This is a genomic window from Streptomyces sp. JN8 (assembly GCF_055808075.1).
Map to the genome: position 1 here is coordinate 5,041,850 of NZ_CM147852.1, position 14,313 is coordinate 5,056,162.

A 14,313-nucleotide genomic window follows, 5' to 3' on the forward strand; every position below is an offset into this window, starting at 1 on the left:
ACCGCCCGTCGCCCCACCCGCCGCCCACCCGTACGAGGAGCAGGTACGCCATGGCCCACCCACGCCTGACCCCGCGCGTCCAGCGCAGAGCCGCGCTCGCGGCCTCCGGATGGGTCGCCCTCGCGGCGACCGCCTTCCCCGGCGGCTCGCCGGCGCGCTGGATCCCCGTCCTGGCCTTCGTCGTCCTCGGGCCCGGCCTCGCCCTGCTGCTCCCGCAGCCCTCCGGACTGCGCCCCGGCGCCCGTCTGGAGGCGCTGGCGCTGGCCGCGCCGGTCAGCCTGTCCGTGGCGACCCTCGTCGCGACCGCCCTCTTCCTGACGAAGTCCTTCTCGCTCACCCTCTTCCTGGTGCTCCTCGCCGTGTTCGTGAGCGTCGTCGCCGTCCTCCCGGGAGTCCCGCTGCCCGCCGCCACCCGGGGGGCCGTCGAGCGCGACGGCGCCCGGCCCGCCCGCACGCCCCGGTTCCGCCCGCCCGGGTTCCGCGCGCGAGGGGCCGGTGGGGGCGGATGACCCGGCGGCGCACCGGGGGCGCCCGGGCCCGGCTCGTGACCGCGCTGGCCGCCGTCGGCGCCCTGACCGCCGGGATCGGGGTCTGGTCGGTCCTCGCCGAGGACGAGGACCGCTGCGCCCCCGACGCCGTCCTGGTCGCCCCGTGCGGGGCCTGGTGGGGCGCGTACATCCCCTACGACGAGGACAGCTCGCTCACCCGGCCCGTGTACGCCTTCGAGAAGAAGATCGGCCGCCGGCTCGACCTCGTCTACACGTACCACGACATGTCGGGGAGCAGGGCCGACGGCGAACTGCTCACCCCCGACGAGCGCGAACTGGGCCGTGAGCGGCTCCTCATGCTGGCCTGGGAGTCCACGGTGTGGACGAAGAAGCACCACGCCGACTGGACTGAGCGGCAGCTCGGCTGGAAGAACGTCGCCGCCGGGAGGTACGACGCCTCCGTCATCGATCCGCAGGCCCGGCGGATCAAGGAGTACGGCAAGCGGGTCTTCCTCTCCTTCGACCAGGAGGCGGACTTCCGCATCCCCGAGGGCGCCGGGACGCCGGAGGAGTACGTCGCCGCCTACCGCCACCTGCACGACCGCTTCGCCGCACTCGGCGTCACCAACGTGGTGTGGGTGTGGACGGTGTCGGGCTGGACGGGCAACGCCGCGCAGATGAAGGCCCTCTACCCCGGGGACGCCTACGTCGACTGGATCGGCATGGACCAGTACAACTACTACCTCTGCCACGAGTCGCCGGAGTGGCTCGACTTCGGCCGGAGCCAGCGCCCCGGCTACGCCTGGCTCCGGAAGAACGTCTCCGACGACAAGCCGATCATGTTCTCCGAGTTCTCCACCGCCCCGGACCCCGAGCGGCCCGAGCGGCAGCGCGACTGGTACCGCGCGATCCCCGACGCGGCCCCGACCCTGCCGGACGCGCGCGCGTACGTGCACTGGAACCGGGCCGTCCCGGGACCCGGCTGCGATCTGACCGTCGACTCCGGGCCCGCCCTCGACGGTTACCGGATCGCCGGCCGCGCCCCGTACTTCCGGCAGCCCGTCCCGGACCGCTGACGGCGCGGCGCGCCGGCGGTCACTGCCGTCCCGAGGTCAGGCCGCGGAAGGCGACGACCGCCATCGTGCCGCCGGCCAGGCCGAGGAACAGCGGGAACGGGGCGGTGGCGAAGGCCTGCTGCCCCGCCCAGCCCGCCCAGACCAGGACCCAGACGACACCGGCCGTGACCCGCGCGCCCACCCCGACCACCCGCAGCAGCACCGCCGTCAGGAGCAGGCTCAGCGCCTGGAGGGTCACGGGGGCGACGGCCCGCTCGATCCCCTCGCCCAGGAGGGCCGCCCCGGGGCCCTCGGCGTCGGCCGGCCGCAGGCCCAGCAGCGGCGGCGCGGTGTGCAGGGCCAGGAAGGTGGCGAGCAGGACCGTGCCGGCGAACGCGGGCCGCCAGTACCGCAGGGCGACGGCGGCCCCCTGGAGGACGACCAGGAGCAGCCCCGCGACGAGGGTGACGGGGGGCAGGGCGGCGAGGAGGCCGGTGCCCGACAGGGTGGCGACGTCCAGCTCGCCGGAGCGGGCGAGCGGGAACCAGAACAGCCCGGCCGCGAGGCCGAGCAGGAGCCACAGCCCGGAGCCCCACCGGTCGGCGGCGACCGCCGCACGGGGCTCCGGGGGCGGCAGCGGCCGGGCGAGCGGGCCCGCGGGCTCCGCGTCGCGCCGCGGGGGCACGTACACCGGAATGCCGAACGCCGGCGTCACCGAATCGTGCGCCCCGCGCAGATAGGCGCTCTCCCGCGCCCAGTTGGTGCCGTAGCCGTCCTCCTCGCGCTCCTTCACCCGGGCCGCCGCCCGGGGGCGCTCGGCGGGCGTCCGGCCCTTGAGGGTGGCCCGCAGGCCCGGTACGCAGGCCACCGCCATCAGGGTCATCGCGCCGAGGACGGCGATCCCGGCCCCGCTGATGCCGTACGGGCCGAGCAGCACGGCCGCGCTGCCCAGCACGAGGACGCACATGGCGCCCTGGAGGACGGCGAGCATGCCGGTACGGCCCTGGACCCGCAGCACGCCGATGTACAGCTCCACGGCGACCCGGGGGAGCGCGGCGGCGGCGAGCAGCCGCAGCACGGTGGAGCCGTTCTCCTGGTACCCCTGGCCGAAGGGGGCGAGGATCAGCGGCGCGAAGACGACCAGGACGAGGACGACGGGGACGAGGAGCAGCACCATGCGGCGGAGGGCGCCCCGGACGCCCTCGGCGAGGGACTCGGGGCTGTGCGAGGCGTGCGCGGTGAGCGAGGAGGCCATGTTGATGGCCATGAACTCCATGGTCCCGCCGACGGTGTACGCCGTGTAGAAGAAGGCGTTGTGCGCGGCGTCGAACCGGACGGCGACCATGACCGGCAGCAGGCTGATCATGATGAGGCTGAAGAACGCGCCGACGGAGTCCCCGGCGATGAACCGGCCTATCTCCCGCATGCCCGGCGGCTCGCGGTCGCGGTCGGCCCTGGCCTGCTGGGGGATGAGGCGGCGGAACACGAGCCAGCCCAGCGGCAGGACGGAGAGGACGATCGCCGCCGCCCAGGAGACGAAGACGCCGAGGACGGGCACGGCGGCCGCGAGCAGGACGAGCAGGACGAGCTTGCCGAGGGAGAAGACGGCGTTGCCCACGGGCACCCAGAACGCCCGTCTCAGGCCGGTGAGCACCCCGTCCTGGAGGGTCAGCAGGGCCCAGCCGACCGCGGACGCGGTGAAGAAGATCCCGGCGGAGAGGCTGCCGAGCGGGGCGTACGAGGGTCCCCACAGGTCGAGGGTGAGCAGGAAGACGCCGCAGGCCACGGTGACGACGACCGTGCTGAACAGGTAGAGGCGGACGACCAGCGGGCCGGTGGCCCGGCCGGCCCGGGGGACGTACCGGACGACCGCGCCGGACAGGGTGGTCGCCGTGATCGAGGCGAGCATCCGCTGGGCGGCGATGGCGGCCGAGCCCTGGCCGACGGCCTCCTCCGAGTAGTAGCGGGCGGCGATCAGCCAGAAGCCGAGACCGAGGGCCGCCGAGACGCCGGTGGAGAGCATCAGGGCGTAGGCGTTGCGGAACAGGGAGTTCTCGCCGGAGTCGTCCGCGCCGCCCCCGCCGCCGACGTCCTTCGCCCCGGCCACCAGGTCGCGGCGCGCGGACCCGCCTCCCGCCGCGTCCCGGCGGGAGCCCCGCAGTCGCACCGTCCCGGTCACCGCGACCCGCCGGGGACCATCGAGGGCCGCGACGCCGGGCGGATCCCGGCGCCGCGCAGCACCGCGAGGGCCTCGGCGGCGCGGCGCGGGTCGACCGGGAGGGCGTGCCGGGCGAACCAGGCGGCCGGTTCCGGAGCGGGGGAGGGGTCCGTGAAGGCCTCGCCGGCATAGCTGTCGAGCGGCGGGTCGTAGAGGTAGCCGGTGGTGATCCGGCGCCGGGCGAGGGCGGCGACGGCCGCGTGCCGGTCCTCGACGAGCAGGGGCACCCGGTAGAGCGGCTGGGGCGGGCCGTCCGGGGACTGTCCGGCGGCCCGGTCGGGGAACGCCTCCGCCGTGCCGTACCCGCCGGACAGGAGCAGGGCGGTGCCCGTCCGGTGGGCGGCGAGGACGTCGTCGAGCAGGCCGAACCTGCGGGTGGTGCGGCGCAGCCGGCCGGCTCCGGGCCGCAGCCGGTAGTCGTGCATGTCGACGCGGACCCAGGAGTGGAAGGGGTCGAGCGCGGGCGCGGCGGTGAGGGCCCGGGCCAGTTCCTCGGCGCGGAGCGGCATCCGTATCTCCTCCCGCTCCTCCAGGCCGAGCCGCCGGACGGTGGCCCGCGCGGCCCCTACCAGGCGCAGTCCGCGCAGGGTGGACTCGGCGTACGGCCGGACGAGGTGGACCAGTTCGGCGGTGTGCCGGGTCGGGTGGAGCAGCGCGTCGCGGGCGGCGGCCAGTTCGGCGCGGTGTGCCGGGTCGGCGAGGGAGAGGAAGCCGCCGGTCTTGGCTCCGGTGTGCTTCGAGAGGCTGAAGACGGACGCCTCGCCGTAGGTGCCGACGGGGCGGCCGCCGACGGTGGAGCCGATCGCGTGGGCGGCGTCCTCGATCAGCGGGATGCCGAGCCGGTCGCAGTGGCCCCGCAGCTCGGGCGCCGGGTCGGGGTTGCCGTAGAGGTTGGTGGTGAGGACGGCGGAGAGGTCCTTCCAGACGGACTCGGGCACGGCGGACGGGTCGATCGAGCCGTCCCGGGGGTCGAGCGGTGCCTGGACGGGGCGGAGCCCGGCGGCCAGGACGACGAAGAGGATCACGTCGTCGTTGACGGGCGACATGAGCACCTTGCCGCCCGGTCTGCACCAGTGGCGCAGCGCGAGGAACAGCCCGAAGCGGCACGACGGCACGTAGAGGCACTCCCTGCCCCCCAGTCGGCCGCGCATGCGTTCTTCCAGATCCGCGTACGCAGAGAACATGTGTGATTCCCCCCTGAACCCCGGGCTCAATGTGGCCCATTCCGGACGCCGCGTCAACACGGGCCCCACGCCGTGCGGTTGCCCTCCGGGGCCACCGCCGGCGGGGACCGGGGCGTGGCGCGCGAAAGGGCCCGTCACGGGTCGAAAGACCGTGAACGGGCCCTTTCCGCAGCCAGTTTGGCGGCTCGGACGAGCGGGTGGAGGTCATTCCTCCAGAGTGAGCCCCCGGCGCAGCTTGGCGAGGGTGCGGGCGAGCAGCCGGGACACGTGCATCTGCGAGATGCCGAGCTCGGTGCCGATCTCCGACTGGGTCAGGCCGGAGACGAAGCGCAGGGAGAGGATGTGCCGGTCGCGGGCGGGCAGCGAGGCGATCATCGGCTTCAGGGAGGCGATGTACTCGATCCCGGCGATGCCGCGGTCCTCGTAGCCCAGTCGGTCGGCGAGCGTGGCCTCGCCGCCGGGGCCGTCCTCCTCGTCGGGCTGCGCGTCGAGCGAGCTGGCGGTGTACGCGTTGCTCGCGGTCATGCCCTCGACGACCTCCTCCGGCGCGATGCCGAGTTCCTCGGCGAGTTCGGCGACGGTGGGGGCGCGGTCGAGGCGCTGGGCCAGCGCGTCGCCCGCCTTGGCGAGCTCCAGCCGCAGCTCCTGGAGCCTGCGGGGCACGTGCACGGACCACGAGGTGTCGCGGAAGAAGCGCTTGATCTCGCCGATGATGGTCGGCATCGCGAACGTGGGGAACTCCACGCCGCGGCTGAGCTCGAAGCGGTCGATCGCCTTGATGAGGCCGATGGTGCCGACCTGGACGATGTCCTCCATCGGCTCGCTGCGGGTGCCGAAGCGGGCGGCGGCGAACCGGACCAGGGCCAGATTGAGTTCGACGAGCGTGTTGCGGACGTACGCGTGCTCGTGGGTGCCCTCTTCGAGCTCGGCGAGCCGGGCGAAGAGCTGCTTCGACAGGGCGCGGGCGTCGACCGGTCCGATGTCGTCGAGCGGCCGGTCGAGGGGGAGTGTGAGCGCGCGGTCCTGCGGGAAGGCGTGGGGGAGCTCGGTGGGATGGCCGAGCGGGTGGTCCGTGAGGACCGCTGCCGACGGCGCGTCGGGGGTACGCGGGGCGTCGAGCCGGGGTGACATGGGTCTCCTTCGTGTTTCTTCTGCTGCGGTTTGCGGCGCCTCCGAAGCCGGTCGTGTCGGGTGTTCCCTCCTAGGCCTACCTGCTCGACGCCGAAGGTCGCAAGTATCGATATTCCGAATTGTCCGGTTATGTGGCAGACCTCGTGTGCGCGAAGGGGCATCGCACTTGTAGGGTTCGAGGCACGTCAGTCGGCATCCGTGAGAGCGAGAAGAGGCACGGCCATGGACCGGGAGAACATCGGCAGCGCACCGCCCGCGCGGTTGCGCGTCGAGGTCCGGACGGTGGACGGGGCCGCTGTCCTCGCTCCGGTGGGTGAGCTCGATCACTACACCGCCGAACTGCTGCGCGTCCCGCTGGACGAGGCGGTGGACGCGGGCCGTTCGCGGCTCGTCGTCGACTGCGCGGGTCTGGAGTTCTGCGACTCGACGGGACTCAACGTGCTCCTGGGCGCCCGACTGCGGGCGGAGGCCGCCGGCGGCGGCGTCCACCTCGTCGGGATGCGGCCCGCGGTGGCCAGGGTGTTCCACATCACGGGCGCCGAGGCCGTCTTCACCCTGCACGAGACCCTCGCCACAGCCCTGCCCGGCTGACCCGCCCCGCGCCGGGGCCGCCCCCACGACCCGGCCCCCTGCTCCGCCCGTACGTCCCGCCCTCTGTCCCGTCGATCGGTGAGGTGAAGCGCTGATGGACCACGCTTCCGACGTCCGTACGCTCGCCCTCGGCGAGGCAAGTGGCACCGTGCCGCTCGCCCGCGACTTCACGCGGTCGGCGCTCCAGGAGTGGGGCTGGCTGCCGGCCGCCACCGCCGACCGCAGGGCCGCCGCCGAGGACGTCCTGCTCGTCGTCTCGGAGCTCGTCACCAACGCCTGCCTGCACGCGGAGGGCCCCGAGAGCCTCCGCGTCCTGCGGCTGCCCAAGTCGCTCCGCCTGGAGGTGACCGACCGGGGCGCCGGAACCCCCGCGCCCCGCATGCCGCACCGGTCCGGCCGCCCGGGCGGCCACGGCATGTTCATCGTGCAGCGGCTCTGCCTCGACTGGGGCATCGAGCGCACCCCCGGCTCCCCCGGCAAGACCGTCTGGGCCGAACTCTCCGCACCGGCCTGACTCCGCCGCACCGGCCCGACTCCGCGGCGCCGGCCTGACTCCGCGTCGCCGGCCCGGCTCCCCGTCGGCCCCGGCGCCCGCCTGTCGCACCCCGCTTCCGTCCGGCTCCGCCGCGGGTGACGGGTGCCCGGGCGGGCTTTCCCGATCCCGCCGAGGACTTTCACCGTCCCTCTTCTTCCCTCCGCAAGGGCCCGGGCGTACCTTGACGCCCAATCTGAAAGACCGTCAGGTCCATTGCGGTGAGGGGTGCTCGGGGTGTCCAAGGAGCCGAACCGGAGGAGAAGGACCGCCGCGCTCACGGCGGCGGTCGCGGTGGCGGGCGCGGCCGTGCTCGCCGGCGCACCGACCGCCCAGGCGGCCGTCGTCGACGTCGACTACGCCTGCGAGACGAAGATCGGGCCCAAGGGCGCCGTCTCGCCCGTCGGCATCAAGGCCGTGAAGAACGGCAGCGCGTACACGGTCACCATGTCGTTCGAGAAGGGCGTCTCCGACAGCCCCGTCGAACTGCCCAAGGGCGTCATGACCCCGCGCGCCGAACTCGTCCTCGGCGGCGCCGACTCCGGCACCGTCAAGGTCAAGGGAACGCCGAACACGGCCGCCATCCCGCCCGACACCCCCATCAGCATCGGCACGCTCACGGGCACCTACACGCCGAAGAAGAACGGCAAGGTCACCTTCACGGCCGGAACGCTCACCGTGCACGCCCTCGGCATGGACGCGGCGGTCTGCAAGCCGAAGAACAACCCCGGCCCCGCCCTCGAACTGGAGGTGACCGGGCTCTCCGGCGGCTCCGCCGCCCCGCCGCCCGCCGACACGGGCGACGACGAGGGCACCGGAGCCGAACTGCCCAAGACCGGACCGCTCGACTCCGCCGTGGCCCTCGGCACCCTCGGCGGCACCGTCCTCCTCACCGGCGCCGCCGGAGTCCTCTGGCTCACGCGGCGCACGGCTCGCTGATGCGGACGGCGGCGGCCACCGGGCTCCTCGCCGTCGCGACCGCCCTCACCGGCGTGGTCGCGACGGCGCCCGCCCACGCCCTGACCACGGCGGCGAACGCCACCGCCGGCATCCGGGCCCCGGCGCCCGCCGACGCCCCGGCCTCCTGGACGGCGGCACCCGCGGCCGGCCGGCCCTACGCCTACCTGGAGGGCCCCGCCGGCAGCGTCCTCCAGGACACCCTGTCGCTGACCAACCCGGGCACCCGGCCGCTCACCGTCCGGCTCGACGGCCGGGGCGCACCCGTGTCCTTCGCCGCCCGGACGGTGACCGTGCCCGCCAGGACCCGGGCGGACGTGCCCTTCGCCGTGACCGTCCCCGCCGACGCCCCGCCCGGCGAGCACCGGGGGACGGTCCGCGCCACCGCCGCCGGCCGGGACGTCCGCGTCGACCTGCGGCTCCGGGTCAGCGGCCCCCGGCTCGCCGCGCTCACCGTCGAGGACGTCCACGTCGACACCGCGACCGGCACCCTCCGCTACACCCTGGTCAACCGGGGCACCACCGTCCTCGCCCCGCGCCTCGCGGTGCGCGCCGAAGGGGTCCTCGGCACCGTCCTCGACCGGCCGGGCCGGCCCCTGCCGCTCACCCTGAGGCCAGGTCAGCGGACCACCCGTACCGAAGCCTGGCCCGACCCGCCGTCCCTCGACTCCGTCACCGTCCGCCTGACCGCCACCGCCGAGGGCGCGGCCCCGGCCACCGCCCGCGCCGAGGCCGCCTTCACCTCGGGCCCGGCGGTCGCCGGGGCGGCCGGACTGCTGCTCACGGCGGCGGCCGGCGGCGTCCACGCGGCACGGCGGCGCGCCAGGTCCCGTACCCAGCGAGCCACGGCGGGAGCGCACACATGAGGTGGACACGTACGGCGGCCGTGCTCGCGGCCGTGCTCGCCCTCGGCCTCCTTCCGGCCCTGCCCTCCGCCGCGGCCCCCGGCCCCGCCGTCGAACTCTCCCGCGCGGAGGGCGGCAAGGGCGGCGAGGTCACCGTCAGCGGCAGCGGCTGGAAGCCCGGCGCCCTGCTCATGCTGCTGATCTGCGGCCGGGCGGCGCCCGGCAAGGGCGTCGTCGGCGGCACCAACTCCTGCGCCAACACCGAGGGCCGGGCCGCCACCGTGGACGCCCGGGGCGCCTTCAGCGCCAAACTGCCGGTCGCCGAACCGCCCGAGCCCTGTCCCTGCGTGGTGCACGTCGCCGGGGTGACCGGCCAGCAGGACGCCGTCGACCGCGAGTTCGCCGTCGCCGGGCATCCCGTGGAACCGCTCCCCGAGGCCTCGGGCGACGGCCGGCTCGCCGTCCTCGCCGCCGTCCGCCTCGACGGCTCCGGCGGCCTCCTCACCTGGTTCGGGGCGCCGCCCGCCCGCGAGGTCGTCTTCACCGTCGGCAACCTCGGCTCCGCCCCCGTGAAGGACCCGGTCTTCGAGGTCGGCTCCAGCCACGGCGTGTTCGCCCCGCAGTACGAGGAGCGGCAGTGGCGCGGCACGATCGCCCCCGGCCGGAAGGCCCTGGTCCGGCTCCCCGTCGAACTGACGGCGGGCGCGCACGGCGACTACCAGGTCTCCGTGCGGTACGGGGGCAAGGTCCTGGTCGAGCAGCCGTGGGGGGTCGGCAGGCCCTGGGGCGTGACGCTGTTCTGGCTGCTGCTCGCGGTGGTCGTGCCGGCGGCGCTGTTTCGGATCGGCATGGCCGTGGTCGACCGGGTCCGTCCGGCGGCGGGCCCCGCCCGGGCGAGGCCCCGCGCGCGGCCCCGGACCGCACCCCTGGCCCGTCTCCGCACCCGTGCCCCCGGCCCCGCGCGCGAGCCCGCGCCCGGGGGCCCGGGGGACGACGAACCCACCGCGGTCCTGCCGTGGTTCAGTCCTGACTCCGCACCGTCAGCCCCAGAGAGCAGCCCGACGACGAAGGGACATGCGTGAGTACGCAACGGAGGATGAGCGCGGCCGGAATCGCGCTGATGCTCGGCGGCGCGGGGATCCTGATTTCCGCCGGCCCCGCCCAGGCCGCCGAGGTCTCGTACAAGACGGAGTGCATCCCGCCGTCGATCTCCGGACTTCCGCCCGTGCAGGGCACGACGAAGGTGCTGATCACGGCACCGGCGGAGGCGAAGGTCGGCGACGAGGTCGAGATCGTCTGGAAGACGGTCCAGGCCGCCTCGAAGAACCCCGACGTGCTCGACCTCGGCCAGGACACGGTCAAGCCGACCGGCGTCCTCACCGTGGGCGGCGCGGGCACCGGCACCGTCGCGATGGAGGGGCCCCGGCAGAACCCGCCGATCCCCAAGAACAGTCCGATGGTGCTGCCCGAGATGAAGGGCAGGCTGAAGCTGACCGCGGCGGGCGAGGTCACCCTCACCCCCGACAAGTACACGATCAACGTGTCCAAGCCGCTGTCCACGGACACCAAGTGCACCCCGAAGGAGACGGTGCCGGTCGGCGCCACGATCAAGGTCACGGCCGGCGGCGGAGGCACCACCACGGGCGGCGCGAACGGCGGGTCCACGACGACCACCGGCGGTTCCACGACCACCGGCGGGACGACGACGGGCGGCGGGACGACGACGGGCGGCGGCACCGGCGGCACCACCGGGGGCTCCACCACGACCGGCGGCGGCTCGAACGGCACCGGCGGATCCTCCGGCTCGGGGTCCACGTCCTCCTCCGGCGGATCCTCCGGGGGCGGGACGAGCGGCGGGGGCGGCGGCCAGACGTCCTTCCCCGGCAAGGAGGTCGCCGTCACGTTCGGCTGCACGGCCCCCGGCCCGGAGTCGATCAACGGCAAGGTGACGATCGACGCCAGGAAGAACGGCGGCGTGTACGACCTCACGGTCCGGACGGCCAAGGGCGTCATGAACAGCCCCGCGGCCCTCCCCGCGGGAGCCCTCAAGGGCTCCATGGCGGTCAGGATCGGCGGGGCCGACAGCGGCACCGTGAACGTCTCGGGACCCCCCAACCCCACCGCGCTGAAGCTGGGCGACCCGGTGAACCTGCCGGACATGAAGGGCACGTACAAGCCCGGCGCGACCGGCACGTCCACGCTCAGCCCCGGAACGCTGACCATCAAGGTCACCCTCGGCAGCTCGGCGATGGAGATCCCGTGCCAGGTCAAGGGCGCCGTCAAGGCCTCCCTCGAACTGGACACGAGCAAGCAGGCGGGCGGCGCGGCCGGCGGCTCCGGCTCGGGCAGCGGCTCGGGCTCGGGCTCGGGTTCCGGCGGCTCCGACGGCGGGAACCTCGCCGAGACCGGCGCCGAGGACGACGGCGCCCTGCGGGCCCTCGCCCTCGTCGCGGGCACGGTGATCCTGCTCGGCGGCGCGGTGTTCACCTTCACCCCGTGGGCGCGTCTGAGGCGCTGACGACCGGCCGGAGGGAACGGCGAAGGCCGCCGCACCGGAACGGTGCGGCGGCCTTCGTACGGGCCGGGGGTGGAGCGACGTCAGTGGACGCCGCCCATGAGGCCCTGGACCTTCTTGCGGTACATGTAGATCGCGATGCCCGCCGCGACGGCGAGCGTCGCCTGCATGGCGATGATCCCCGTCCCGTTCAGGTCGACACCGGCCAGCGAGAGCAGACCCGTGGTGCAGTCGCCCGCGGTGACGGCGAGGAACCAGACGCCCATCATCTGGGAGGCGTACTTCTGCGGGGCCATCTTCGTGGTGACCGAGAGGCCGACCGGGGAGAGGCAGAGCTCACCGATGGTCTGGATCATGTAGATCGAGACGAGCCACATCGGGGAGACCTTGTCGCCGCCGCCCGCCATGTTCATCGGGACGACGAAGACGAAGAAGGACGCGCCGACGAGGACCAGGCCCATCGAGAACTTCACGATGGTGTTCGGCTCCTGGTTCTTGCGGGCCAGCCAGAGCCAGAGCCACGCGAAGACCGGGGCCAGCGCCATCACGAAGAGCGGGTTGAGCGACTGGTACCAGGTGGCCGGGAAGCCGAAGCCGAAGACGGTGTCCGCGGTCTTGTCGTCCGCGAACAGCGACAGCGTCGAGCCGCCCTGGTCGTAGATCATCCAGAAGATCGCGGCGGCGACGAAGAACCAGATGTAGCCGGTCATCTTCGACTGCTCGGTCCTGTCGAGGTCCTTGTCGCGCTTGATGCGGACCAGGACGGCGACCGGGATGATCAGACCCGCGAGGGTGATCGGGACCAGAGCCCAGTTCAGGGTGTACATGCCCATGGCCACGACGACGCCGTAGAAGGCGGCGGCGAGGACGACGACCAGGGCGACCTTGACCAGGATGCCCTTGCGCTCGGCCGGGGTGAGCGGGTTCGGGACGACGTCGCTCTTGGCGCTGAGGTTCTTCGTGCCCAGCAGGAACTGGACCAGGCCGAGGCCCATGCCCAGCGCGGCGAGCGCGAAGCCGAGGTGCCAGTTGACCTTCTCGCCGACGGTGCCGACCACGAACGGCGCCACGAAGGCACCGAGGTTGATGCCGACGTAGAAGAGCGTGAAGCCGCCGTCGCGGCGCGGGTCGTCCGGGCCGTCGTAGAGGTGGCCGACCATCGTGGAGATGTTGGCCTTGAGCAGACCGGAGCCGGCGGCGACCAGCGCCAGACCGACGAAGAACATCGCCTGGCCGGGGATCGCGAGCGAGGCGTGACCCGCCATGATCACGAAACCGGCGATGGCGACGGTCTTGCGGGCGCCCCAGACGCGGTCGCCGAACCAGCCGCCGGGCATGGCCATCAGGTAGACCATCGAGACGTACACCGAGTAGATGGCCGTCGCCGTGGCCGCCGTCATGGCGAGGCCGCCACCCTGGCTGCCGGTCGCGGCGTCCGCGCCGCCGGAGACCAGGTACAGAACGAGAAGTGCCCGCATGCCGTAGTAGGAGAAGCGCTCCCACATCTCGGTCATGAAGAGGGTGGCCAGGCCGCGGGGGTGGCCGAAGAACGTCTTCTCGGAACCGGGGGTTCCGGCCGAAGTCGTCGTCAGGCTGGACGCCATGTCGATCCTTGCTCTGTCGGGACGCGCGCCTTGTGAGCGTGGTGCGCCCGGTGGGGGAGGCCGGCACCGGCGGAGTCACGGGGAATCCGCCGGGATCCACGCCCCGGGAGATGCGTCGTCGCGCCCCGGGACCCGGCCCACAGGTCATTCACTGTCCTCAAGGTTCGGCTGTGCCGACCTCACGCAGAAGAGGACCTCGACCCGCGAAGCAGGCCAAAGGTCCCCGATTACCGCTACAGACGTCGAGCCACCATACGACACGACAGGGCCGGATATGGAAGGACTTGAGAGATGGATCACAGGTGATGATGCAACCGCAGGAGGTTATTCGAAGGTCGTATGGAGGATGGCCACAGGATCTCCAGGGCTTCTCCGGTCCCTGAGGATCATGCCCCGACCCGGCACCCGTGCGGACTACCATCACCCCATGACCCGTGTACTGCTCGCCGAGGACGACGCCTCCATCTCGGAACCGCTGGCCCGCGCCCTGCGGAGAGAGGGGTACGAGGTCGAGGTCCGCGAGGACGGCCCCACCGCCCTCGACGCCGGCCTCCAGGGCGGCGTCGACCTGGTCGTGCTCGACCTCGGCCTGCCCGGCATGGACGGCCTGGAGGTCGCCCGCCGGCTGCGCGCCGAGGGCCACGCGGTCCCGATCCTGGTCCTCACCGCACGCGCCGACGAGGTCGACACGGTCGTCGGGCTCGACGCGGGCGCGGACGACTACGTCACCAAGCCGTTCCGGCTCGCCGAACTCCTGGCCCGCGTCCGGGCCCTGCTGCGGCGCGGCTCCACCGAGCCCGTCGTCGCCCCGGCCACCCACGGCGTACGGATCGACGTCGAGTCGCACCGGGCCTGGATGGGCGAGGAGGAGCTCCAGCTCACGGCGAAGGAGTTCGACCTGCTGCGGGTCCTGGTCCGCGACGCGGGCCGGGTCGTCACCCGGGACCAGCTGATGCGCGAGGTCTGGGACACGACCTGGTGGTCCTCGACGAAGACCCTCGACATGCACATCTCCTGGCTCCGCAAGAAGCTGGGCGACGACGCTGCGAACCCCCGCTACATCGCGACGGTCCGGGGCGTCGGCTTCCGCTTCGAGAAGAGCTGACCCCGGGGGCCGGACGGCCCCTGCGGCCCGAGGCCCCACCCGGTCCGGCGGCGACGCCCCGGGCGGCGCCACGGCCCGGCGGTGCCAC

At 73.8% G+C, this 14,313-nt stretch carries 13 protein-coding genes; 9 read left to right on the forward strand and 4 right to left on the reverse strand.

The genetic code is table 11. The annotated features are described in order from the left end of the window. Positions 1-50 precede the first annotated feature (50 nt). On the forward strand, positions 51-509 hold the full coding sequence (locus ACY0MR_RS22280; RefSeq protein WP_361859073.1) for a hypothetical protein: 459 nt from the start codon (positions 51-53) through the stop codon (positions 507-509). Beyond that, positions 506-1,564, forward strand: a complete 1,059-nt coding sequence (locus ACY0MR_RS22285; RefSeq protein ID WP_473554894.1) for a glycosyl hydrolase — start codon at positions 506-508, stop codon at positions 1,562-1,564. Before ACY0MR_RS22280 ends, ACY0MR_RS22285 begins: the two co-directional genes overlap by 4 nt. A 19-nt stretch (positions 1,565-1,583) precedes the next feature. Here the strand turns inward: ACY0MR_RS22285 and ACY0MR_RS22290 are convergent, their stop codons facing one another. The 3 genes from ACY0MR_RS22290 to ACY0MR_RS22300 form a co-directional block, all read right to left on the reverse strand. Next, on the reverse strand, positions 1,584-3,722 hold the full coding sequence (locus tag ACY0MR_RS22290; protein ID WP_473554896.1) for a lipopolysaccharide biosynthesis protein: 2,139 nt from the start codon (positions 3,720-3,722) through the stop codon (positions 1,584-1,586). Next, positions 3,719-4,945, reverse strand: coding sequence for a DegT/DnrJ/EryC1/StrS family aminotransferase (locus ACY0MR_RS22295; RefSeq protein WP_388806037.1), 1,227 nt, complete (start codon positions 4,943-4,945; stop codon positions 3,719-3,721). Before ACY0MR_RS22295 ends, ACY0MR_RS22290 begins: the two co-directional genes overlap by 4 nt. 204 nt (positions 4,946-5,149) lie before the next feature. Then, complete coding sequence (locus tag ACY0MR_RS22300; protein WP_361859062.1) at positions 5,150-6,076, reverse strand: RNA polymerase sigma factor SigF; 927 nt, start codon at positions 6,074-6,076, stop codon at positions 5,150-5,152. 222 nt (positions 6,077-6,298) lie between these two features. Between ACY0MR_RS22300 and ACY0MR_RS22305 the strand changes: the two genes are divergently transcribed. The 6 genes from ACY0MR_RS22305 (at position 6,299) to ACY0MR_RS22330 (ending at position 11,519) form a co-directional block, all read left to right on the forward strand. Next, the gene (locus ACY0MR_RS22305) at positions 6,299-6,667 is read left to right on the forward strand and encodes an STAS domain-containing protein (RefSeq protein ID WP_361859060.1); all 369 of its coding nucleotides are present in this window, start codon (positions 6,299-6,301) and stop codon (positions 6,665-6,667) included. A gap of 94 nt (positions 6,668-6,761) precedes the next feature. Further along, on the forward strand, positions 6,762-7,181 hold the full coding sequence (locus tag ACY0MR_RS22310) for an ATP-binding protein (protein ID WP_361859057.1): 420 nt from the start codon (positions 6,762-6,764) through the stop codon (positions 7,179-7,181). Between the two features lie 255 nt (positions 7,182-7,436). Beyond that, complete coding sequence (locus tag ACY0MR_RS22315) at positions 7,437-8,138, forward strand: peptidase (protein ID WP_361859054.1); 702 nt, start codon at positions 7,437-7,439, stop codon at positions 8,136-8,138. Further along, positions 8,138-9,022 (forward strand): COG1361 family protein, encoded by an 885-nt coding sequence (locus tag ACY0MR_RS22320; protein WP_388806034.1) that lies wholly within the window; start codon positions 8,138-8,140, stop codon positions 9,020-9,022. Before ACY0MR_RS22315 ends, ACY0MR_RS22320 begins: the two co-directional genes overlap by 1 nt. Beyond that, positions 9,019-10,083 carry a hypothetical protein gene (locus tag ACY0MR_RS22325; protein WP_404085087.1) on the forward strand — a complete coding sequence of 355 codons (1,065 nt, stop codon included), beginning with the start codon at positions 9,019-9,021 and terminating at the stop codon, positions 10,081-10,083. Before ACY0MR_RS22320 ends, ACY0MR_RS22325 begins: the two co-directional genes overlap by 4 nt. A gap of 14 nt (positions 10,084-10,097) precedes the next feature. Further along, positions 10,098-11,519 (forward strand): hypothetical protein, encoded by a 1,422-nt coding sequence (locus tag ACY0MR_RS22330; RefSeq protein ID WP_388806030.1) that lies wholly within the window; start codon positions 10,098-10,100, stop codon positions 11,517-11,519. An 80-nt stretch (positions 11,520-11,599) separates the two neighbouring features. Here ACY0MR_RS22330 and ACY0MR_RS22335 read toward each other — a convergent pair whose 3' ends face one another. Further along, positions 11,600-13,120 carry a peptide MFS transporter gene (locus tag ACY0MR_RS22335; protein ID WP_388806028.1) on the reverse strand — a complete coding sequence of 507 codons (1,521 nt, stop codon included), beginning with the start codon at positions 13,118-13,120 and terminating at the stop codon, positions 11,600-11,602. A gap of 427 nt (positions 13,121-13,547) precedes the next feature. Here ACY0MR_RS22335 and ACY0MR_RS22340 point away from each other — a divergent pair, with 427 nt between their 5' ends. Continuing rightward, positions 13,548-14,225 carry a response regulator transcription factor gene (locus ACY0MR_RS22340; RefSeq protein WP_187283934.1) on the forward strand — a complete coding sequence of 226 codons (678 nt, stop codon included), beginning with the start codon at positions 13,548-13,550 and terminating at the stop codon, positions 14,223-14,225. The last annotated feature ends 88 nt before the right edge of the window (positions 14,226-14,313 follow it).

Coding starts and splice junctions, on each gene's coding strand:
- ACY0MR_RS22280 (WP_361859073.1), top strand. CDS start 51: ATGGCCCACCCACGCCTGACCCCGCGCGTCCAGCGCAGAGCCGCGCTC.
- ACY0MR_RS22285 (WP_473554894.1), top strand. CDS start 506: ATGACCCGGCGGCGCACCGGGGGCGCCCGGGCCCGGCTCGTGACCGCG.
- ACY0MR_RS22295 (WP_388806037.1), bottom strand. CDS start 4,945: ATGTTCTCTGCGTACGCGGATCTGGAAGAACGCATGCGCGGCCGACTG.
- ACY0MR_RS22300 (WP_361859062.1), bottom strand. CDS start 6,076: ATGTCACCCCGGCTCGACGCCCCGCGTACCCCCGACGCGCCGTCGGCA.
- ACY0MR_RS22305 (WP_361859060.1), top strand. CDS start 6,299: ATGGACCGGGAGAACATCGGCAGCGCACCGCCCGCGCGGTTGCGCGTC.
- ACY0MR_RS22310 (WP_361859057.1), top strand. CDS start 6,762: ATGGACCACGCTTCCGACGTCCGTACGCTCGCCCTCGGCGAGGCAAGT.
- ACY0MR_RS22320 (WP_388806034.1), top strand. CDS start 8,138: ATGCGGACGGCGGCGGCCACCGGGCTCCTCGCCGTCGCGACCGCCCTC.
- ACY0MR_RS22325 (WP_404085087.1), top strand. CDS start 9,019: ATGAGGTGGACACGTACGGCGGCCGTGCTCGCGGCCGTGCTCGCCCTC.
- ACY0MR_RS22330 (WP_388806030.1), top strand. CDS start 10,098: ATGAGCGCGGCCGGAATCGCGCTGATGCTCGGCGGCGCGGGGATCCTG.
- ACY0MR_RS22335 (WP_388806028.1), bottom strand. CDS start 13,120: ATGGCGTCCAGCCTGACGACGACTTCGGCCGGAACCCCCGGTTCCGAG.
- ACY0MR_RS22340 (WP_187283934.1), top strand. CDS start 13,548: ATGACCCGTGTACTGCTCGCCGAGGACGACGCCTCCATCTCGGAACCG.